This window comes from Bradyrhizobium sp. (genome assembly GCF_030697065.1).
Lineage (GTDB): Bacteria > Pseudomonadota > Alphaproteobacteria > Rhizobiales > Xanthobacteraceae > Bradyrhizobium.
This window is the reverse complement of the sequence record NZ_JAUYQU010000293.1, coordinates 1-20,667: the sequence shown is the minus strand read 5'-3', so window position 1 is coordinate 20,667 and position 20,667 is coordinate 1. Positions and strand designations below refer to the sequence as shown.

The window sequence follows — 20,667 nt, the reverse complement described above, 5'->3', positions numbered from 1 at the left end:
CCGATCTGGTCAAGATGCAGATCCTCGTCAACCTCGAACCGGTCGATGCGCTCTCGATGCTGGTGCATCGCACCCGCGCCGAGGGCCGCGGCCGCGCCATGGTCGAGAAGATGAAGGAGTTGATCCCGCCGCACATGTTCGTGATCCCGATCCAGGCCGCGATCGGCGGCAAGGTGATCGCCCGCGAGACCGTCCGCGCGCTGCGCAAGGACGTGACCGCAAAATGCTACGGCGGCGACATCACGCGTAAACGAAAACTTCTGGAGAAGCAGAAGGAAGGCAAGAAGAAGATGCGGCAGTTCGGCAAGGTCGACATCCCGCAGGAAGCGTTTATCGCCGCGCTGAAGGTGGATAGCTGAGGCGGGAGTTCCACCGCCGGAGCATGGCGAGATAGGTCCGATCCGGGGCTTTTCAGGCCGGAAAACAAAATATCGAAAACAACCCCATGCAATGCAAGACGCCGGTGGCGTGATACCTGAATTCCTGACGGCGGCGCGTGTGATCGGCGTCCGATAGCGGCCCTGATCCGTTTGGAATTGCCTTCGTAACATGTTACGTTGCTTCCATGGCCACGACGCCGAAAAAGGCAAAACCCCGCACCCCGCAGCAGCGCATGGCGTCGCGCCGCCAGCGGCTGCGCGCGCAGGGGCTGCGGCCGGTGCAGCATTGGGTGCCGGATTTGCGCGATCCCAAGGTGCTGGCGGATATCCGCCGTCAGGTAAAGCTGATGGCAAAGCACCCGGAGAATGACGCGATCGATGACTGGATCGAGTCGGTCTATGATTGGGATTCATGGAAATAGCGCGCGGCGATGTCGTGCTGATGGTCGTCCCGAGCGATCTCGGGAGGCCGCGGCCGGGCATCGTCGTTCAAGGCGACAATTTCACAGCCGGCCTTTCGACAGTCTTCGTGTGCCCGGTTTCGTCGGACCTGCAGGACAGACTTCCGCTCCGACCCGTCATCGAATTTGCTCCCGAGAACGGCCTTCGCCTTCGCTCACAGATCATGACAGATAAACTGGTCGCGCTCCGTCGCGACCGCATTCGGCGGGTTATCGGCCGCATCGACGCAGAGACGTCCGAACAACTGGACCGAGCACTTCTGTTGGTTCTCGGGTTGGCGCGCTGAAGGCGGATAGCTGAAGTGCCATCCGTCGTTCCGGGATGGTCCGAAGGACCAGACCCGGAATCCAGAGATCGCAGCGCGAGATTCCGGGTTCGCGCTAATGCGCGCCCCGGAATGACACCCATCCCCTTCCAAACCTTGCCCTCTGCTGCCGGATGCGCCACCATTCCTCTGCTCAATCATAACCACCAAAAATGCGAGGAAACGCATGAGCAAATCCGCCGGTTTCAATTATGGCTGGGTCGTCGTCGGCGCCGGCGCGCTGATGACCTGCGTGGGCTTCGGCTCGATGCTGTCGCTGGCGGTGTTCCTGCAGCCGATTTCGGAGGCGATGGGCTGGTCGCGCGCGGGTGTCTCGGCGGCGTCGACGCTGAATTTTCTCTGCATGGGGGTCGCGGCGTTTTTCTGGGGCGCGCTGTCGGACCGCTACGGCACCCGCATCGTGGTGCTGGCCGGCGCCGTGCTGCTCGGCCTCGGCCTCGTGACGGCGAGCATGGCCACCAGCCTGTGGCAGTTTCAACTGCTGTTCGGCATCCTGATCGGGGTCGCCGCCGGCGCCTTCTATGCGCCGATGATGGCGATCGCCAGCGCCTGGATCGAACACCAGCGCAGCCTCGCGGTGTCGCTGGTGTCGGCCGGCATGGGGGTGGCGCCGCTGACGGTGGCGCCGTTCGCGAGCTGGCTGATCACGGCCTATGACTGGCGCACCGCGATGCTGGTGATCGGCATCGCCGCCTCGGCGCTGTTGATACCGGCGGCGTTCCTGGTGCGGCAGGCGCCGGAACCGGCAGCACCTTCAGCCGGAAGCGGCGCGGAGGCGCCTGCCGTGGAGTGGAGCGCGGCGCAGGCGTTCCGCACGCCGCAATTCATCACGCTGGCGCTGGCGCATTTCTGCTGCTGCGCCGCGCATTCGGGGCCGATCTTCCACATGGTGAGCTACGCCATGGTGTGCGGCATCGCGCCGCTGACCGCGGTCACCGTCTACAGCCTCGCCGGGTTCTCCGGCCTCGGCGGCCGGCTTGCACTCGGCATCATGGCGGACCGCATCGGGGCCAAGCCGGTGCTGGTCGCCGGACTCCTGGTGCAGGCGCTGTGCGTGGCGACCTACCTCGCGGTCGGCCAGCTCGGCGAATTCTACGCGCTTTCCGTCGTGTTCGGCCTCGCCTATGGCGGGGTGATGCCGCTGTACGCCGTGCTGGTGCGGGAGTTTTTCGGCGCGCGCATCATGGGCACGGTGTTCGGCGCGGTTTCGGCGTTTGCCAGCCTCGGCATGGCGCTCGGGCCATGGGCCGGCGGCTGGGTATTCGATACCTACAACGGCTATTTCTGGCTCTATGTCGGCTCGTTCGGCATCGGCCTCGCCGCGGTCGCGGTGGCGCTGGGTTTCCCCGCGCCGCGGCGGCCGTCACAGCCCGCGCTCCGGCTCGGGTCCGCGGCGGCGTAAACCGGCGCCGTCTTCACCAGCGCCCGGCCTCTCTTGATCGGCGGCGGCAGATGGACCACCATTGCGGCGCCACCGATCAAGAAGCCCGACAAGCGGCGGAACAAGGGGCGAGGAAATACATGAACAAGGCTGCCGGTTTCGATCTGGTGGAGCGGGCGCGGTCCCTGCATCCCTTGATCACGCGCGAGGCCGGCGAGATCGAGCGGACCCGGCGCCTCACCCAGCCGGTGGTTTCCGCGCTGCTCGAGAACGGGCTCTATCGCGCGCTGCTGCCGAAAAGCCTCGGCGGCACCGAGGCGCCGCTCGAGATCTTCATGCAGATGCAGGAGGAGATCGCCAAGGCCGATGCCTCGACCGCATGGTGCCTCGGCCAGTGCAGCGTCTGCGCCATGGTCTCGGCCTATCTCGACCCCGAACCCGCCAACGAGATTTTCAACACCGCGCCCGGCATTCTGGCCTGGGGCGCGATCAATCATCAGGTCCAGGCGGTCCCCGGCGGCTACAAGGCCAGCGCGCGCTGGGACTTCGCCAGCGGCTCGCGGCAGGCGAGCTGGCTCGGCGCCCATGTCCGGATCGTCGAGGCCGACGGCTCGCCGCGCCGCAGGCCCGACGGCTCGCCGGAGATCCGCACCATCCTGTTCCCGGTGACCAGCGCCACGATGTACGACGTCTGGGACGTGATCGGCCTCAACGGCACCGGCACCGATTCCTATTCGGTCGAGGATCTGTTCATTCCCGAGAAATTCGCCGCGCTGCGCGACGAGCCCACCGCGCTGCGCGAGAGCGGCCCGCTGTACCGGATCGTCACCAATTCAGTCTACAGCATGGGCTTTGCCGCGACCTCGCTCGGCGTCGCCCGTGCCACGCTGGATGCCGCCATCGAGCTGTCGCGCGCCAAGCAGCCGCAGGGGATCGGCGCGATGCGCGAGAACAATGCGGTGCAGGGCCTGATCGGGCGCACCGAAGCAAGGCTGCGTTCCACCCGCGCCTATCTCTATGCCGCCGCCGCCGAAGTCTGGCGCGATCTGGTGCGCGGCGATGCCTTCACCGAGGCGCATCGCACCGCGCTGCGGCTGGCGTCGACCTGGACCATCCATCAGTCCACGGCGGTGGTCGATACCGCCTATCACATGGCGGGCGCCACCGCCGTGTTCAGCGCCAACCCGTTCGAGCGCCGCTTCCGCGACATGCACACCATCGCGCAGCAATTGCAGGGCCGCGACAGCCATTACGAGGACGTCGGCAAGGTGATCCTGTCGGGCAGGCTCGAGGCCGCGCCGACGGCGCGCCCGTAGTAGTACGGGCGCGCTACCTACGTCATTTTGTTAAACTGTTTCTGGGAACTTGCGGTCTTCCTCCAGCGGAGCCTCGCACCCCCCCATGTTCAAACTGCAATCGATCGCGGCCCGCCTGATCCTCGCCATTTCGCTGACGGTGGCCGCGGCCTGCGCGATCCTCGGCACCTTCTCGATCCTGCAGCAGCGCGCCCTGACGCGGCTCGCGCTCGACCAGCAGCTCAAGCTGCAATATGAAAGCGTCATTGCCGCGATCGACTATGAGGGACGCGCGACGCTCGCGGTCAGCTCCGTGATCGCCGCGCTGCCTCCGGTCGGCGACGCCATCGCCAGGGGCGATCGCGACGGGCTGGCGGCGCTGCTCGCCGCGCCGATGAAGGCCTTGATTGCGCAAGGCATACCGCTGATCACGTTCCAGACGCCGCCGGCGATGGTGTTTTACCGCGTTCATGCGCCGAAGGTGTTCGGCGACGATATTTCGGGACGCCGCACCACCGTGGTGGAAGCGCTGAAGACCGGCAAATCGATCGTCGGCGTCGAACCCGGCCGGGAGGCGCTGAGCATTTTCGGCATGACCCCGATCGCGCGTGACGGCAAGACGCTGGCGAACGCCGATGTCGGCGCTGCTTTCGGCAAGGAATTCGTCGACCGCGCCAAGCAGCGCTTCGGGATCGATCTCGCCGTGCATTCGTTCGACGGCAAGGAATTCAAAAAACTCTCCTCGACTTTCGGCGATGCCGTCGTCGCGACATCGGAGGAGTTGAAGAACGTGTTCAACGGCGCCGCGCTGCACCGCGACGCGGCACTCGGCGGCCGTCCCGCCGCCCTCTATGTCGGGCAGATCAGGAACTACGCCGGCCAGCCGGTCGCCGTGCTGGAAGTCATCAAGGACACCACCGAATACGAGGCGGCGGCGGCAAGTTCGCAGCGCAACCTGATCCTCGGCACCATCGTCATCCTGGCCGGCGCCGTGCTGCTGGCGTTCCTGCTCGGCCGCGGCCTGTCGCGTCCGCTGACGGCGATCACCGCGGTCATGAACCGGCTCTCCAGCGGCGATACCGACGTGACCATTCCCGGCGGCGACCGCAAGGACGAACTCGGCACCATGGCGGTGGCGGTCGATGTGTTCCGCCGCAGCATGCTGGAAGCCGGCACCATGCGCGCGGCGCAGGAAGCCACCAAACAGCACGCGGAAGAGGAAAAGAAAGCCTTGCAGCGCCAGATGGCCGACCGCTTCGAGGCCGACGTCAAGAGCGTCGTCAGCGCGGTCGCACGCGCGACCAAGGACATGCAGCGCGTCGCCGGCGAGATCACGGCCAGCGTCAACGGCACCTCGGAACGCGCCACCGCCGCGGCTGCCGCCTCCGAGGAAGCCTCGGCCAGCGTCAACACGGTCGCCGCCGCCACCGAGGAACTCGCCTCTTCCGTCGCCGAGATCGGCCGCCAGGTCACCCATTCCAGCAGCGTCGCCGATGACGCCGTGATCAAGGCCGGGCAAACCACCGAAATGGTCGGCAGCCTCACGGCGGCCGGCGAAAAGATCGGCGACGTGCTTCGCCTGATCGGCGCCATCGCCAGCCAGACCAACCTGCTGGCGCTCAACGCCACCATCGAGGCGGCGCGAGCCGGCGATGCCGGCCGCGGCTTCGCCGTGGTCGCCTCCGAAGTCAAGGAACTGGCCAGCCAGACCGCCAAGGCCACCGAGGAAATCGCCGGCCAGGTGACCGCGATCCAGTCCGCCACCGGCAATTGCGTCACCGCGATCGGCGGCATCAGCGACACCATCCGGGAAATCAGCGGCATCGCGACCACCATCGCCGCCGCCGTCGAGCAGCAGGATTCGGCGACGCGGGAAATCGCCCGCAGCGTGCAGCAGGCCGCCGCCGGCACCAGCGAGGTCTCGCTCAACGTGGCGGGCGCCAGCCAGGCCGCCGACCAGTCGCGCATCCTCGCCAACAACGTGATGGTCGCGTCCGGCGAACTCAACCAGCAGGCCACCGCGCTGTTCGACAGCGTCGACAGCTTCCTCGCCGGCCTGCGCAAGGCCGCCTAGTACCGACGATCCGGGATCGGTGAGTCGCCTGCTGCCCATGCTTCGAGACGCTCGCGTCGCTCGCTCCTCTGCATGAGGTTGTGGTGTTTCAACAAGTTAACCTCATCCTGAGGAGCGGCGTCTTCGCCGCGTCTCGAAGGATGGCAGCAACACGGATTTATGATGGGCGAGCGCGCGGCGCCTCCTGCTCCATGGAGCGGGCGCCGTTGCCCGATTGACTCGACGCCGTTTGCGACAGAAATTGCCCCCGCTGTTTTGACAATCCACCCAAGGGGCAGAGAATCATGGCTTACAAGTTCGAAGTCTACAAGGACAAGGCCGGCGAGTTTCGTTTCCGCTTCAAGGCGCCGAACGGCGAGAGCATGTTTGCGTCGGAAGGCTATGCGCAGAAGGCCTCCGCCATGAGCGCGATCGAATCGATCAAGAAGAATGCGCCGGGCGCCAGCACCGACGACCAGACCAAATAGACCGGCACCATCCCGAAAACACGATGCCGCGAACACCTGGAAAGGCTGCGGGGAAAAAGCCCCCGGCCGGAAAGCCAGGCGCGGGATTTTCCGATCCCGCGGTGGCCGCGGTGTTCGGCGCCTGTCCAGAACCATTGCAGGCAAGACTGCTGGCGTTGCGCCGGTTGATCCTCGACACCGCCAGGGCGAGCACCGGCGTCGGCGCGCTCGAGGAAACCCTGAAATGGGGCCAGCCGAGCTATCTCACCACGGCAACCAAGAGCGGCAGCACGGTTCGAATCGACCGGGTCAAGGCGGCCCCCGGCGAGGTCGCGATCTATTTCCATTGCCAGACCGACCTGGTCGCAACCTTTCGCGAGCTGTATCCCGGGCTGCGTTACGACGGCAACCGCGGCATCCTTCTCAACGCTGCTGACAAGCTTCCCGAAGCCCCGTTGCGTCACTGCGTCGGCCTGGCGCTGACGTATCATTTGAGGAAGCGGAAGGCGGGGCGCGGATAGTTTTCTTCACGCCCTCCGGGGGAGGCTAAGAAGAAATCCTCACGCCACCATCGCGGCTTCCCCCGGCGGGTCTTCCGGCGCGACGAATTCCGAGCCGCGCTGCGCCTTCAGCAGGGCCACGATCTCGGCATTGGGCCGGGCGCGGCTGAACAGGAAGCCCTGGCCTTCGTGACAGCCCTCGGCGCGCAGGCAGCTCAGCTCGGCCTCGGTCTCGACGCCCTCGGCGGTGATGGTGACGCCGAGGCCCATGCCGAGGCTGATGATCGAGCGCACGATCGCCTGCGCGTCGCGGTTGGCGCCGAGGTCGCGCACGAACGACTGGTCGATCTTGATCTTGTCGAACGGAAAGCTGCGGAGATAGCTCAGGCTGGAATAGCCGGTGCCGAAATCGTCCATCGAGATGCGGACGCCGAGCGCGCGCAGCGCGTGCAGCGTGGCCAGCACCTGGCTGCTCTTTTCCAGCAGCAGCGTTTCGGTGATTTCCAGTTCCAGCCTTCGCGCCGGCAGCCCGGTCTGCTTCAGCGCATCCATCACCAGCGACAGCAGATTGCCGACCCGGAACTGGAGCGGCGACAGATTGACCGCGACGCGGACGTCGTCGGGCCACAGCGCGGCGTCAGCGCAGGCGCGGCGCAGCATCAGGGCGCCGAGCGGATTGATCAGGCCGGTCTCCTCGGCGACGGGAATGAAGTCGGCCGGCGATACCATGCCGCGCTCCGGATGCGGCCAGCGCACCAGCGCCTCGAAGCCGGTGATGCGCCCGGTCGCGAGATCGACCAGCGGCTGGTAATACGGCCGCAGCACGTCGTTCTGAATCGCGTCGCGCAGATCGATCTCGATCTTGCGGCGGCTCTGGGCGCGGGCATCCATGCCGGATTCGAAGAAGGCAAACGTGCCGCGCGAATCGTTCTTGGCGCGCGACAGCGCCATGTCGGCGTTCTTGAGCAGCTTCTCGGATTCGTCGCCGTCGCCGGGCGCCATGGCGATGCCGATGCTGGCGCCGATCACGACGGAATGGCCGTCGAGCAGATAGGGATCGCCGATCGCCTCCAGCAGCCTCTTGGCCAGCAGCACCGCATCCTCGGGACGCGTTAGCCCGCTCTGGATGATCGCGAATTCGTCGGAGTTGAGGCGGGCCAGCGCGTCCTCCTCGCGCAGGGTGGACCGCAGGCGCTTGGCGACGCCGCGCAGCAGCTTGTCGCCGATGCCGTGGCCGAGCGTATCGTTGACCGCCTTGAAATTGTCGAGACCGAGCACCAGCACCGCGACCTTTTCCGCGCTGCGCCGGGTATGCAGCAGGATGTCGTCCATCTGCTGGCGCAGCAGGTTGCGGTTCGGCAGCCCGGTCAGCCCGTCATGCTGGGCCATGAAGGCCAGCCGCGCCTCGGCGCGCTTGCGCTCGGTGATGTCCATCAGCGCCAGCAGCACCGCGGGCTGGTCGTTATAGACCAGCTGGCGCGAATAGATCGCAAGGTCGATCAGCGCGCCGTCGGCCCTGACATGCTTCCAGGTGCGCGCGGTCTGCTCGTCGCTGGAGCGGTCGCCGCCCCATGGCAGCTCGGTCTCGAAGGCCTGGACGCTGCGGATGGTCAGCTTCTCGAATTCGGCGCGGTTGTAGCCGTAATGCTCGATGGCGGCGTCGTTGACGCCGAGGATGCGCTCGTCGTCCAGCGCGCAGACGATCATCGGGACCGGATTGCTGTCGAACAGCAGCCGGAACGAGGCCTCGCGCTGCTTCAACTCGGTGATGTCGACGCGCAGCCCGACGACGCCGCCGTCCTCGGTCAGCCGCTCCTCGATCAGGATGCAGCGGCCGTCGGCGAGCGTCTGCTCGTGGCGTGCGCCGGGCTGATACATCCGGCTGAGCCGCTCGGCGATCCACTCTTCCTCGCGACCGACCGCTTCGGGATAATCGCCGCGCTCGACGCCGACGCGGATCGTGTCCTGCAGCCGCGCGCCGGGCCGGAACAGGTCGGAACTGCGATTGTAGATCTCGGAATATTTCTTGTTCCAGAGAATGTAGCGCCCGTCGGCGTCGAGAAACACGATGCCCTGCGGCAGGATGTCGATCGCCTCGCGCAGCCGCTCGTGGGATTTTCGCGCATCCGCGATGGCGGCTTCCGCCTCGGCGCGCTTGCGCACGATCTCGCCGATCTCGACCGGAACGCGCCGGCGTTTGCCTTCAGGCTTCCCTTGAAGCTTCGGACTGGGCTTTGCCGGTCGGCCGGGAGCGCGGACGATCGCCGCATGTTTGACTTTTTTGGCTGGCTTCGGCCGGATACTCTGCATTCTTTACGCCCACTCGCATTCTGCGCCGCCATGTTCTCCGATAAGTGCATGAAAAATTGGTAACAGTTGGCGCCGGCGCCTCGGATCTCTGGACGTGCCGCGGAACCGGAACAGGCACCGGGTGCCGTAAAAAAAGGCGAAGCCGCGCCATCAATGTCACCCACCCGACACGTCAGATGCGCGGTCGCGCCTGACAGTGCGGCAATATTGTGCGCGCGGATGATAAAAATGCACGAAACCCGAGGTTGCGCCGGAAGGTCGAGGATTTCCCTCGCGCGCGCCCGAAATTGCGTCAATGCGCAACAGGGTTATCGAACGATTAAGCAGGCGATCAGTTCGAAATCACGATCCGGGTATTGCCCGGGCCGCGGCGCTCGATCAACGAATACAGCGCCGCCGCATTCGACGGATGCAGCCTGATGCAGCCATGCGAGGCGGGGCCGCCGAGCCGCGCCAGCTCGGAGGTGCCGTGAATGGCATAGCCGCGATGGAAGAAGATCGAGTGCGGCATCGGCGAATTGTAATACTTCCGCGAGAACCAGCGCCGCGCCATCATCTGCGGGCGGAACACGCCGCTCGGCGTGCCGTAACCGCGGCGGCCGGTCGACACCGGCCACGAGTACCGCATCGTGCCGTCGACGCTGACCGCCATGCGCTGCGACGACTTGTCGATCTGGACCACGACCCCGGCGCGCGCCGGCGTCAGCGCCAATCCCGCCACGACCGCCGCGACAGCAAATGCCAAACGTGCGAGCCGCCGATCCGACAGCCATTTCATGATCGTACCCTGTCACCACTTTTTGTGACGGGCATGATGTCGTTCCCGCTTGCGGGTTGTAAAGACCGGGCGACGCAAGGCCGCAACCCGTCGCGGGTTAATCTTAACCCGCCACGAGCGGCTTCGCCTAAACCGGTGACTGAGACGAGAACTGCGATGAAAACTGTGCCTTGCCACCCGGCGCGGCTGTTCGCCGGCTGCCGGTTTCGTGCTAGATTCGGCTCGATGAACCTTCGCCCGATCCTCGCCCTGCTGCTCGCCGCAACCGTCGTCAGTTCCCACGTGGCGCTGGCGCAGGACAAGGGCAGCGTCAATCCAAAGCCGTTGCCGCCGCTGGCCAATCCCAACGATCCCAAGCTCGGCGCCAAGGAACTGTTCGGCCGCAAGGTGCTGCCGGCGGCGGCGCCGGCGCGCGTGGTCGGCTTCTATGCCAAAGGCTGCATCGCGGGCGCGGAGGCGCTGCCGATCAATGGCGAGAACTGGCAGGTGATGCGGCTGTCGCGCAACCGCAATTGGGGGCATCCGGACCTGGTGGCGCTGGTGGCGCGGCTGGCGGTCCAGGCGCGCAAGGAGGCCGGCTGGCCGGGGATCCTGGTCGGCGACATGTCGCAACCGCGCGGCGGCCCGATGCTGACCGGCCACGCCAGCCACCAGGCCGGGCTGGACGCCGATATCTGGCTGACGCCGATGCCGAACCGACGTTTTTCGCGCGAGGAGCGCGAGGAAACCTCCGCGGTGATGATGGTGCGCGCCGACCGGCTCGACATCGATCCCAGAGTCTGGACGCCGACCCATCTCAACGTGATCCGCGCCGCAGCCCGGGACCCGGGCGTGCAGCGCATCTTCGTCAACGCCGCGATCAAGAAGGCGCTGTGCCGCGAAGCCAGGGGCGACCGCAGCTGGCTGAACAAGGTGCGCCCGATGTACGGCCACGACTATCACTTCCACATCCGCATCAAATGTCCGCGGGGCAGCGGCGAATGCGAGAGCCAGGCGGAGCCGCCCGAAAGCGAGGGCTGCAGCGCGGGCGACCTCGCCTACTGGTTCAGGGATTCGGTGCTTCGTCCGAAGCCGCCCGTGGCGCCGCCGAAGCCACGGCCGCCGATGACGCTGGCGCAATTGCCGGACGCCTGCAAGGCGGTGCTGGCCGCGCCGGACGCGAAACAGTAATGGTCACGATCGCCCGAAGCCTTTGCGCCGCCCCCGGCGATGCTGTAGGCTTTCGCCCAGCGATATCCTGACGGATCGTAAATCCGCCGGATTGCCGGAACGGCGCTTCCGCCTGTCGCATTCCATCACAACGCCTGAGTTGCGCGTGCGCGAAGCGCGCGCAGGCACGCTTGGAGCGCCCAATGCATCGTCTTGCCGGTTATTTCCTCGTTCTCTCGATCCTGTTTGGATCGTTCCATGCCCCCGCGTTTGCGCAGGACAAGAGCCTGACGGTGTTTGCCGCAGTCTCGATGAAGAATGCGCTCGACGACATCAACGCCGCCTATACCGCGAGGTCGGGCGTCAAGATGGTCGCCAGCTACGCCGCCAGTTCGGCGCTCGCCAAACAAATCGAACAGGGCGCCCCTGCTGACATTTTCGTATCCGCCGATCCCGACTGGATGGATTATGCGATCGGCAAGAAGACCATCAACCAGCCGACGCGGGTCAATCTGCTCGGCAACAGCATCGTGCTGATCGCGCCGAAAGATTCCAAACTCGACAAGGTGGCGATCGGGCAAGGCTTCGACCTCGCCAAGCTCGCCGGTGACGGCCGGATCGCAAGCGGCGACGTCAGGTCGGTTCCATCGGGCAAATACGCCAAGGCGGCACTGGAAAGGCTCGGCGCCTGGCAGGCGGCGGAGCCGAAATTCGCGATGGCGGAGAATGTCCGCGCTGCACTGGCGCTGGTGGCGCGTAACGAAGCGCCGTTCGGGATCGTCTACTCCACCGATGCCAAGGTCGAGCCCGGAGTCAAGATCGTCGGCACGTTCCCGGCCGAATCCCACCCCGCCATCCTTTATCCGGTGGCCGCGACGGCGACCGCGAAGCCCGCAGCCGCGGCCTATCTGACTTTTCTGGCTTCATCGGCGGCCAAGACGATCTTCGAGAGATACGGGTTTGTCTTCCTGATCCGCCCGACCTCCTGATCCCGTGTTCGACATCTCGCCAACGGAATGGACGGCGATCCAGCTCTCGCTGAGAGTGGCCGCGGTGGCAACGCTGGTGGCGACGCCGCTCGCGGTCGCGCTGGCGTGGCTGCTGGCGCGGCGCGAGTTCTGGGGCAAGTCGCTGCTCGACGCGCTGGTCCACCTGCCGCTGGTGCTGCCGCCGGTCGTGACCGGCTATCTGCTGCTGCTGACGTTCGGGCGACGCGGGCTGGTCGGCGCATTTCTCGCGGATCATTTCGGCATCGTGTTGGCGTTTCGCTGGACCGGGGCGGCGCTGGCCTGCGGCATCATGGCGTTTCCGCTGCTGGTGCGGCCGATCCGGCTGTCGATCGAGGCGGTCGACCACCGGCTGGAGCAGGCCGCGGGCACCCTCGGCGCGCCGCCCTGGCGGGTGTTTCTCACCATCACGCTGCCGCTGGCAATGCCGGGCGTGCTGGCCGGCATGGTGCTCGGCTTTGCCAAGGCGATCGGCGAATTCGGCGCCACCATCACCTTCGTCTCGAACATCCCCGGCGAAACCCAGACCATTTCCTCGGCGATCTATTCGCTGATCCAGACCCCGGACGGCGATCGCGCGGCACTGCGGCTGGTGGTGGTATCGATCGTCATCGCGCTTGCCGCCCTGGTCGGCTCCGAATGGTTCGCCCGGCGCGCCAGCAAACGCCTGCATGGAAACTGATCATGCTGCGCGTTGACGTATCAAAACAGCTTGGTGAATTTTCGGTCGAGGTCTCCTTCGCCAGCGAGGGCCGCGTGACCGGGCTGTTCGGGGCCTCCGGCGCCGGCAAGACCTCGCTCATCAACATGATCGCCGGCCTGCTGCGGCCCGACCGCGGCATCATCGCGGTCGACGGCGAAGCGCTCGACGACACCGCCGGTGGTCTGCACGTCCCGGCGCATCGCCGCCGCATCGGTTATGTGTTCCAGGACGCGCGGCTGTTTCCGCATCTCGATGTCCGGCAGAACCTCGACTACGGGCGGCGCATGAACCGGCTGGCCGAGGATCCCGCCCTTCAGGCGCGCGTCACCGATCTGCTTGATATCGGCGGCTTGCTCGACCGCCGCCCCGGCCGGCTGTCCGGCGGCGAACGTCAGCGCGTCGCGCTGGGGCGCGCGCTGCTGGCGCAGCCGCGGCTGCTGCTGCTCGACGAGCCGCTGGGGTCGCTGGACGAGGAACGCAAGGTGGAGATCCTGCCCTACCTGGAACGGCTGCGCGACGAAGCCAGTGTGCCGATGGTCTATGTCAGCCACGACGCCGGCGAAATGCGCCGGCTGGCGACGCAGGTCGTGATGCTCAGGCGCGGCCGGGTGATCGCATTTGGCGGGCCCGAGGTGTTGCCGTCCACCGCCGCAAACCCGGCTGGCTGATCAGGGCAAGGCTCCGATACCGCTTTGCTGTGACGGCGGTTGATCTGCGTCAAAACGTGGCGGCGCACCGCAGCACTAGAACTACCACGCGAGGCAAGGGCTGAAGGATCCCATGGAAATATCGGCTCACGTCACTTACCGCATGGCCCGGCCCGACGAGAGCGGCGAACTGGCGCGCTTCATGTGCATTGCGGGCGGCGGCGTCTACGAATTCCTGTTCGATGATTTGATCCCGTTCGTGACCGCCGTCGACCTGCTGTCGGCCGGCATCGGCGGCGAACGCTTTCCCATTTCCTACCTCAATTGCTGCGTGGCAGCTCGCAACCACGACCGCGAGATCGTCGCCGCGGCGAATGTTTTTCCCGCCGACCTCCTGAAGGACGATAATTACATGCTGCTCGGCTCCGAGCGCCACGATCATATCCGGCCGATGCTGGAGTTGCAGGACTGGGGCAGCATGTTCCTGAACAGCCTTGCCGTCGGCGACGCTTACCGCGGGTCGGGCATCGGCGCCAGATTGCTCGAATGGGCCGAAGGCCGCGCGGTGGAAGCCGGGTACCAGCGCCTCAGCCTGCACGTATGGGCGGACAACATCTCCGCCGTGAAATTCTACAAGGTGAGGGGCTTCATCGAGGTTGGAATCGCCGGCATTCCGACGCATCCGAGGCTCAAGCACAGCGGCGGCAGCATCCTGATGAGCAAGCCGGTGTCGCCCGCAGCATGATTGGGGGGCTGGATCAGACCCCCGCGACCTGCGACCAGATCTCCGACAGCTTGCGCTTGAACCGTGCGAGCCGCGTCAACGGCGCAACCTCTTCTTCCTCTTCCGGCAGCCGCAGGCCGACGACATTGACCCGGCCGCCGCCGATGCTGCGCGCCACCAGCACGATGGGGTCGAGAACGAGCTCGGCACCCTCCTTCGGCGCGTGATCGAGATGAATGTCGAAGTAATCCGCCAGCGTCTGCCCTGCCTGCTCTTTGTCGACCGCCACGCCGTAGATCTCGGCTACCTCGCCGAGCGTGTGCTCTCCCGACACCATGAAGTCGCCGAGCAGATGCGGATCGGGCGCCAGGCTCTGGGGCATGTCGACGAAGAACCGGTCCAGCGCCTCGGCCTTTTCCGGCGGCGCCAGCAGGTAGATGTAATCGCCGGGCGCGACCGGATCGGCCTCGGCGGGCGACAGGATCTTCTCGTCGCGGATCACCAGTGTCGGCTTCGACCAGGATGGAATGAGGCCGCGCCGGAAATACAGGCTTTTCGAACGGACCGGATAGCCGACCAGCTGCTGCTCGAGCTGGCCGGGCAGATCGAGCTCGACGCGCCGGGGCGCGCGATCGACCCGCGGCAGCGCGACGTGGAGCCGCCGGGCGGCGAAGCCCAGTGTCCAGCCCTGCAGCAGCAGCGAGATGAGAACGACGACGAAGGCGACATCGAAATAGAGATAGGCCTTGGACAGCCCGACCAGCATCGGGATCGAGGCCAGGAAGATCGCGACCGCGCCGCGCAGACCGGTCCAGGCGATGAATATCTTTTCCCGCCAGTTGAAGCGAAACGGCGCCAGGCAGAGAAACACCGCGACCGGGCGCGCCAGCAGCATCAGGGCCAGCGCCACCACGACAGCCGGGCCGATGCTGCTGACCAGCCGCTGCGGCGAGACCAGCAGGCCGAGCAACACGAACATCACGATCTGCGCCAGCCAGGTCGCGGCGTCGAGAAACGTCACCACCGAATTGTGCGCCCGGGTCGGGCGGTTGCCGATGATGATGCCGGCGAGATAGACCGCGAGAAATCCCGAACCGTGGGCGGTTTGCGCCACGCCGAAGATCACCAGGGCGGCGGTGGCGACGAAGGGCGCGTGCAGGCCCTGGGGGAGCGCCACCCGGTTCAGCGCCAGCACCACGATGCGGCCGCCGACCACGCCGATGATGGTGCCGAGCACGGCCTGACGGGAAAACTGCAGCGCGACCTGCCCGATCGAGCTTTCGCCGATGGATATGAGCTCGACCAGCATCAGCGTCAGAAACACCGCGAACGGATCGTTGGTGCCGGATTCGACCTCCAGCGTCGCGCCGACGCGGGGCCGCAGGCGCAGTCCCTGCGCATGCACCAGCAGAAACACCGCCGCGGCATCGGTCGACCCCACGACGGCGCCCACCAGCAGCGCTTCGGTCCAGTTCAGATCGAGCGCAAACTTGGCGACCGGCGCCGTGATCAGCGCCGTCAGCAGCACGCCGACCGTCGCCAGCAGCATCGACGGCGCCAGCACCGTACGGATGGTTTGAAATCGCGTTTTCAGCCCGCCGTCGAACAGGATCAGAGCCAGCGCCACCGACCCCACCAGATAGGTGGTGCGGACGTCGTCGAACCCCAGTTGGCCGGGACCGGAATCGCCGGCCAGCATGCCGATGAACAGGAACACCAGCAATAACGGGGCGCCGAAGCGCAGCGCGAGCAGGCTCGACAGAATGCCGGCCATGACCAGAACCGCGCCAAGAAGAATGACTATGCTGACCGCATCGAGAGAAGCCATGAACCTCCGGAACTCACTGGAAATAACTGCAATTGCATCCTTATCGTCGCCACAGTTCGACGCCAACCCATTTCTGACCCCAGCGGCAAAAGCGCCCGATTGACGGCCTCAACTCGCGGTAGTCCCGGTGTCGTATCGATGGCGCCATCGGCGCCATTGTGTGAATCTGCCGGTCATTCTAATCAACCTTGGCCGATCACCTGCCTGCGACGAGACCTTGACGATGGATCTGAAAGACATCACCGAATTCCTGCTGGCCGCGTCGCGTTCGGTCGGCGCGGAGGTGACCTCGCCCTGGTTCTATCTCCAGTTGGGGCTGATGCTGGCCGCCGCCGGAATCGCTGTCGCGGTCGGCGCCGCGGTGCGCTCCAGGTTCGATGTCACGTCGCTCGCCATGCGCTGGCCGGCGCCGTTCCGGCTGTTCCTGCGCGTGCTGGTCGGCAGTGCGCCGACGGCCGTGTTCGCGGTGCTGATGGCGGTGGCGCGCGTGATCATGCTGTCGTCGACCTGGCCGAGCCGCAGCTATCTGCTTGGAGTCGCCGCCAACCTGGCCTTTGCCTGGCTGATTATCCGGATTGTCACCTCGCTGATCCGCAACGCTTTCATCGTCCACCTGGTGTCGCTGTCGGCATGGACCCTGGCGGCGCTGAGCATCATCGGCCAGCTCGACCCGGTGGTCGAGGCGCTCGATTCGGTTTCCATCGTGCTGGGAGGCCTGCGGCTGACGCCGCTGCTGCTGATCAAATTCGGCGCGCTGCTGCTGCTTGCGCTGTGGCTGACCAGCCTGGCCAGCAATTTCATCGAAGGCCGGATCACCCGCTCCAGCGACCTGACGCCTTCGGTCCAGGTGTTGCTGATCAAGATGATCCGGATCGGGCTGATGGTGTTCGCCATTACAGTCGCCATCAGCACGGTGGGCATCGACCTCTCGGCGCTGGCGGTGTTCACCGGCGCGGTCGGCGTCGGCATCGGTATCGGCCTGCAGAAGATCGTCGCCAATTTCGTCAGCGGCATCATCCTGCTGGCTGACAAATCGGTGAAGCCGGGCGATCTCGTCACCATCGGCGACAGTTCGGGGCGCATCAGCGCGATGAAGACACGCTACATCTCGGTCGCCGCCGGCGACGGCCGCGAATTCCTGATCCCGAACGAGGATCTGGTGACGAAAATGGTCACCAACTGGACCTACACCGACAAGAACACGCTGGTAAAAATCGGTTTTGGCACCAATTACGATGCCGATCCGCGGCTGGTCTGCAAACTGGCGGCCGAGATCGCCGCCGCCGCCCCGCGCGCCATCAAGAGCAAGCCGCCAGGCTGCATCCTGACCGAATTCGCGGAAGCCGGGATGAAATTTTCGCTGACCTTCTGGATCGCCGAGCCCGACGGCATGGACAATGTGAAGAGCGAGGTGATGCTGGCGTTGTGGGACGCCTTCAAGCGCGAGGGCATCCGCGTGCCCTATCCGGTGCGCGAAATCCGAATCCGGGGCGGCGTGCTGCCGGTCGAGACCACGGTAGAGGTGCCGAACGGATAATTTGCCGCAGGCGGCGCATTTGCCGTATAGGACTGCGGTCCCGCCCGATCCTCGCCCTCCGACCATGCCAGGGAGTTGCCAGGGTTACAGTACCAACCCTGGCTTGCACTGCGCGCCCCGATCACTAGATTAGACCTTCAGATCATCCCCTCGCCAAGACGCGATCCGCCCATGAGCTATATCGAAGCAACCGACACCTCCTTGCGCAAAACCGGCCAGATCAAGCTGCATGGGCAGAACGGGTTCGCGGGCATGCGCAAGGCCGGCGCGCTGGTCGCGGCATGCCTCGATGAGCTGACCGATATCGTCAAGCCGGGCGTGCCGACCTCCGTCATCGACGAATTCGTCCGCGCCTTCGCCTTCAGCCATGGCGCCTATCCCGCCACGCTGATGTATCGCGGCTACCGCTATTCGACCTGCACCTCGATCAATCATGTGGTCTGCCACGGCATGCCCGGCGACCGGGCGCTGAAGGAAGCCGACATCGTCAATGTCGACGTCACTTTCATCGTCGACGGCTGGTACGGCGATTCCAGCCGGATGTATGCAATCGGCCCGATCGCCCGCAAGGCCGAACGGCTGATCGAGGTGACCTACGAAGCGATGATGCGCGGCATCGCCGCGGTGAAGCCGGGCGCCACCACCGGCGACATCGGCCACGCCATCCAGAGTTTCGTCGAACCGCAGGGCATGAGCGTGGTGCGCGATTTCTGCGGCCATGGCCTCGGCCGCCTGTTCCACGACGAGCCCAACATCATCCATGTCGGCCGGCCCGGCGAGGGCGTGACGCTGAAGCCCGGCATGTTCTTCACCGTCGAGCCGATGATCAATCTCGGCAAGCCGCATGTGAAGATCCTGTCCGACGGCTGGACCGCCGTGACGCGCGACCGTTCGCTGTCTGCGCAGTTCGAACATTCGGTCGGCGTCACCTCGACCGGCGTCGAGATCTTCACGCTGTCGCAGCGGCACGCCGAAAAGCCGCCGGCCGCGGCCTGATTCGACTGCGCCGTCTCGGGTTCCCGGTGTCTCGCCGAGGAAGCCGTCCTCCGCATCGAATACCTGCCAGCGGTTCTTCTCCAGGAAACCGAATGGGTACCCTCGCCGATTCACCCCGCGCCCGTAGGAGGCGGGGGGCAGCCGCTCGAGCATCGTGCGAAATTTCGCGATCGGGCAGCCGCTGCGCTGCGGCAACAAGCTTTTTGGTTGAGAATGAATCGCAACGGGAATAGCCCGGACGGCCCGGTGTAAGTTATCAGGACATCGTCCTCCGTCGCAGGGGCTCCGATGCGGCAATGGATCAATCCAGGGGGTAGGGCATGTTCGAGATTACGCGTCGCGATCTGGTTCTCGGAAGTACGGCAGCCGCACTCGTGTTCGGACTGAAGGGACCGGTTTCGTTCATCGGCGCGGCGCAGGCGCAGCGCGCCGCCGACAGCCTCAAATACAAGGTCGGCGACATCGAGGTGTTCAGCCTGCATGACGGCATCATCGAGCGCGTGGTCAATGACGGCTTCGTCAAGAACGCCTCCCTCGACGAGGTCAAAAAGGCGTTGAGCGCCGGCGGCATCGGCCCGGACAAGTTCGACAACCCGTTCACGGTTACCGCCATCAGGACCGGCGGCAAGGTCGTGCTGTTCGACACCGGGTTCGGCGGCAACGGCCCGCCCACCGTGGGCAAGCTCGCCGCCAACATGAAGGCGGCCGGCCTCGATCCGGCCACCGTCTCGACGGTCGTGATCTCGCATTTCCATCCCGATCACATCTCGGGCCTGTGGGTGAAGGAGACCAACGCGCAGGTATTCCCGAACGCCGAAATCCTGATGCCCGAGGTCGAGTACAAGTTCTGGATCGATCCGGCGCTGGTGGAGAGGCTTCCGGAAGCGGCCCGTGGCAATGCGCGGCGCATCCAGTCGACCTTCCCGGCCTGGAAGAACATCAGGCAATATGCAGATGGCGCCGAGGTCGCGCCCGGCGTTCGCGCCATTGCGACACCGGGCCATACCGTCGGCCACATGTCGTTCCTGGTAGCGTCGGGAGGGCAGCAATTGTTCATCCAGGGCGACGTCACCGGCATCCACCAGCTGTTCGTGAAGAACCCCGGCTGGTTCTCGATGTTCGATTCCGACGCTCCGAAGGCGGAAGCCACCCGCCGCGCCTTCTTCGATCGGGTGATCGCCGAAAAGGGCATGATCGCCGGCTATCATTTCGGCTTCCCCAATGTCGGCACGCTGTCGAAAGACGGCAACGGCTACGCGTTCGCCGCGGTCAAGGCGTGACGCTGTCGGGCGATGTGAAACCATCGAAGGCGCCTTGCCCCGCGCGGCGCCTTTCTCGCTGTCCGAAATCAACGTCCGGTCCGGCACTTCCGAGTTGCAAAACCCGGCTTAAACGGCATGCTGATCGGCGATGCCAGGCAAGACCAGCAAGAGCCAGGACCCGGACCAGCCCGCCGAGGCGCCGCATTACCACGGCCACCGCGAGCGGCTGCGCGAGCGGTTTTACGGCGCCGGGCCGGATGCCCTGAGCGACTATGAACTGCTGGAGATGGCGCTGTTTCCTGCCTTGCCCCGGCGCGACACCAAGCCGCTGGCCAAGGCGCTGCTGAAGAAGTTCGGCTCGTTCGCGGAAGTGATCCATGCGCCCGAAACCCGGTTGCGCGAGGTAGACGGCATCGGCGATGCTTCCATCACGCAGCTCAAATTGATGGCCGCTGCGGCCAGCCGGGTTGCAAAAGGGGAAATCAAGCGCAGCGTCGCGCTGTCGTCGTGGAACGACGTGATCGGCTATTGCCGCACCGGCATGGCGTTCGCCGACAGGGAGCAGTTTCGCATCCTGTTCCTGGACAAGCGCAACCAGCTGATATCCGACGAGGTGCAGCAGACCGGCACCGTCGACCACACCCCGGTCTATCCGCGCGAAGTGATCAAGCGCGCGCTGGAACTGTCGGCGACCGCGCTGATCCTGGTGCACAACCATCCCACTATGGTGTGTTCGATCACGCTCAATCACGCTATATAACATTGAATCATCAGCATTTTTTGACTTGATCCGAGACTCGTTGGTTTGGCATAGTGGGGTCGGTTTTAGGGGAGATCGAGGGCCTTTCCGACCCCACTCCCCG

General features: G+C 65.5%; 19 protein-coding genes and 1 pseudogene. 17 read left to right on the top strand and 3 right to left on the bottom strand.

The window, feature by feature from the left end; genetic code table 11:
• The 8 genes and pseudogenes from Q8R73_RS23155 to Q8R73_RS23120 form a co-directional block, all read left to right on the top strand.
• A pseudogene (locus tag Q8R73_RS23155) lies at positions 1-359 on the top strand (elongation factor 4); the annotation flags it as partial.
• A gap of 206 nt (positions 360-565) precedes the next feature.
• The gene (locus Q8R73_RS23150; protein ID WP_305721873.1) at positions 566-802 is read left to right on the top strand and encodes an antitoxin MazE family protein; all 237 of its coding nucleotides are present in this window, start codon (positions 566-568) and stop codon (positions 800-802) included.
• On the top strand, positions 793-1,128 hold the full coding sequence (locus Q8R73_RS23145; protein WP_305721872.1) for a type II toxin-antitoxin system PemK/MazF family toxin: 336 nt from the start codon (positions 793-795) through the stop codon (positions 1,126-1,128). Before Q8R73_RS23150 ends, Q8R73_RS23145 begins: the two co-directional genes overlap by 10 nt.
• Before the next feature lie 205 nt (positions 1,129-1,333).
• A complete protein-coding gene (locus tag Q8R73_RS23140) occupies positions 1,334-2,569 on the top strand; it encodes an MFS transporter (protein ID WP_305721871.1) in 1,236 nt (411 codons plus the stop codon).
• A gap of 119 nt (positions 2,570-2,688) precedes the next feature.
• Entirely contained in the window at positions 2,689-3,864 is a 1,176-nt protein-coding gene (locus Q8R73_RS23135; RefSeq protein ID WP_305721870.1) for an acyl-CoA dehydrogenase family protein, read from the top strand.
• 85 nt (positions 3,865-3,949) lie between these two features.
• Entirely contained in the window at positions 3,950-5,917 is a 1,968-nt protein-coding gene (locus Q8R73_RS23130) for a methyl-accepting chemotaxis protein (protein WP_305721869.1), read from the top strand.
• Between the two features lie 284 nt (positions 5,918-6,201).
• On the top strand, positions 6,202-6,384 hold the full coding sequence (locus Q8R73_RS23125) for a YegP family protein (protein WP_305721868.1): 183 nt from the start codon (positions 6,202-6,204) through the stop codon (positions 6,382-6,384).
• 23 nt (positions 6,385-6,407) lie between these two features.
• A complete protein-coding gene (locus Q8R73_RS23120) occupies positions 6,408-6,884 on the top strand; it encodes a DUF1801 domain-containing protein (RefSeq protein WP_305721867.1) in 477 nt (158 codons plus the stop codon).
• 39 nt (positions 6,885-6,923) lie between these two features.
• Here Q8R73_RS23120 and Q8R73_RS23115 read toward each other — a convergent pair whose 3' ends face one another.
• The gene (locus tag Q8R73_RS23115) at positions 6,924-9,173 is read right to left on the bottom strand and encodes a bifunctional diguanylate cyclase/phosphodiesterase (RefSeq protein ID WP_305721866.1); all 2,250 of its coding nucleotides are present in this window, start codon (positions 9,171-9,173) and stop codon (positions 6,924-6,926) included.
• 331 nt (positions 9,174-9,504) lie between these two features.
• Positions 9,505-9,951 (bottom strand): L,D-transpeptidase, encoded by a 447-nt coding sequence (locus tag Q8R73_RS23110; RefSeq protein ID WP_305721865.1) that lies wholly within the window; start codon positions 9,949-9,951, stop codon positions 9,505-9,507.
• A 225-nt stretch (positions 9,952-10,176) separates the two neighbouring features.
• Between Q8R73_RS23110 and mepA the strand changes: the two genes are divergently transcribed.
• The 5 genes from mepA (at position 10,177) to Q8R73_RS23085 (ending at position 14,202) form a co-directional block, all read left to right on the top strand.
• Entirely contained in the window at positions 10,177-11,121 is a 945-nt protein-coding gene (gene mepA, locus Q8R73_RS23105) for a penicillin-insensitive murein endopeptidase (RefSeq protein WP_305721874.1), read from the top strand.
• A 182-nt stretch (positions 11,122-11,303) separates the two neighbouring features.
• Positions 11,304-12,089: a molybdate ABC transporter substrate-binding protein gene (modA, locus tag Q8R73_RS23100; RefSeq protein ID WP_305721864.1), complete on the top strand. Its 786-nt coding sequence runs from the start codon at positions 11,304-11,306 to the stop codon at positions 12,087-12,089.
• Positions 12,090-12,093: 4 nt separating this feature from the next.
• A complete protein-coding gene (modB, locus tag Q8R73_RS23095; RefSeq protein ID WP_305721863.1) occupies positions 12,094-12,789 on the top strand; it encodes a molybdate ABC transporter permease subunit in 696 nt (231 codons plus the stop codon).
• A gap of 2 nt (positions 12,790-12,791) precedes the next feature.
• On the top strand, positions 12,792-13,478 hold the full coding sequence (gene modC, locus Q8R73_RS23090) for a molybdenum ABC transporter ATP-binding protein (protein WP_305721862.1): 687 nt from the start codon (positions 12,792-12,794) through the stop codon (positions 13,476-13,478).
• Positions 13,479-13,590: 112 nt separating this feature from the next.
• Complete coding sequence (locus tag Q8R73_RS23085) at positions 13,591-14,202, top strand: GNAT family N-acetyltransferase (RefSeq protein ID WP_305721861.1); 612 nt, start codon at positions 13,591-13,593, stop codon at positions 14,200-14,202.
• Positions 14,203-14,215: 13 nt separating this feature from the next.
• Here Q8R73_RS23085 and Q8R73_RS23080 read toward each other — a convergent pair whose 3' ends face one another.
• Positions 14,216-16,009 (bottom strand): potassium/proton antiporter, encoded by a 1,794-nt coding sequence (locus Q8R73_RS23080; protein WP_305721860.1) that lies wholly within the window; start codon positions 16,007-16,009, stop codon positions 14,216-14,218.
• 217 nt (positions 16,010-16,226) lie between these two features.
• Here Q8R73_RS23080 and Q8R73_RS23075 point away from each other — a divergent pair, with 217 nt between their 5' ends.
• From Q8R73_RS23075 to Q8R73_RS23060, 4 genes are all read left to right on the top strand, one after another.
• A complete protein-coding gene (locus Q8R73_RS23075; protein WP_305721859.1) occupies positions 16,227-17,546 on the top strand; it encodes a mechanosensitive ion channel family protein in 1,320 nt (439 codons plus the stop codon).
• A gap of 171 nt (positions 17,547-17,717) precedes the next feature.
• A complete protein-coding gene (gene map / locus Q8R73_RS23070) occupies positions 17,718-18,542 on the top strand; it encodes a type I methionyl aminopeptidase (protein ID WP_305721858.1) in 825 nt (274 codons plus the stop codon).
• 320 nt (positions 18,543-18,862) lie between these two features.
• Positions 18,863-19,822: an MBL fold metallo-hydrolase gene (locus Q8R73_RS23065; protein ID WP_305721857.1), complete on the top strand. Its 960-nt coding sequence runs from the start codon at positions 18,863-18,865 to the stop codon at positions 19,820-19,822.
• 130 nt (positions 19,823-19,952) lie between these two features.
• Positions 19,953-20,564 (top strand): RadC family protein, encoded by a 612-nt coding sequence (locus tag Q8R73_RS23060; RefSeq protein ID WP_305721856.1) that lies wholly within the window; start codon positions 19,953-19,955, stop codon positions 20,562-20,564.
• The last annotated feature ends 103 nt before the right edge of the window (positions 20,565-20,667 follow it).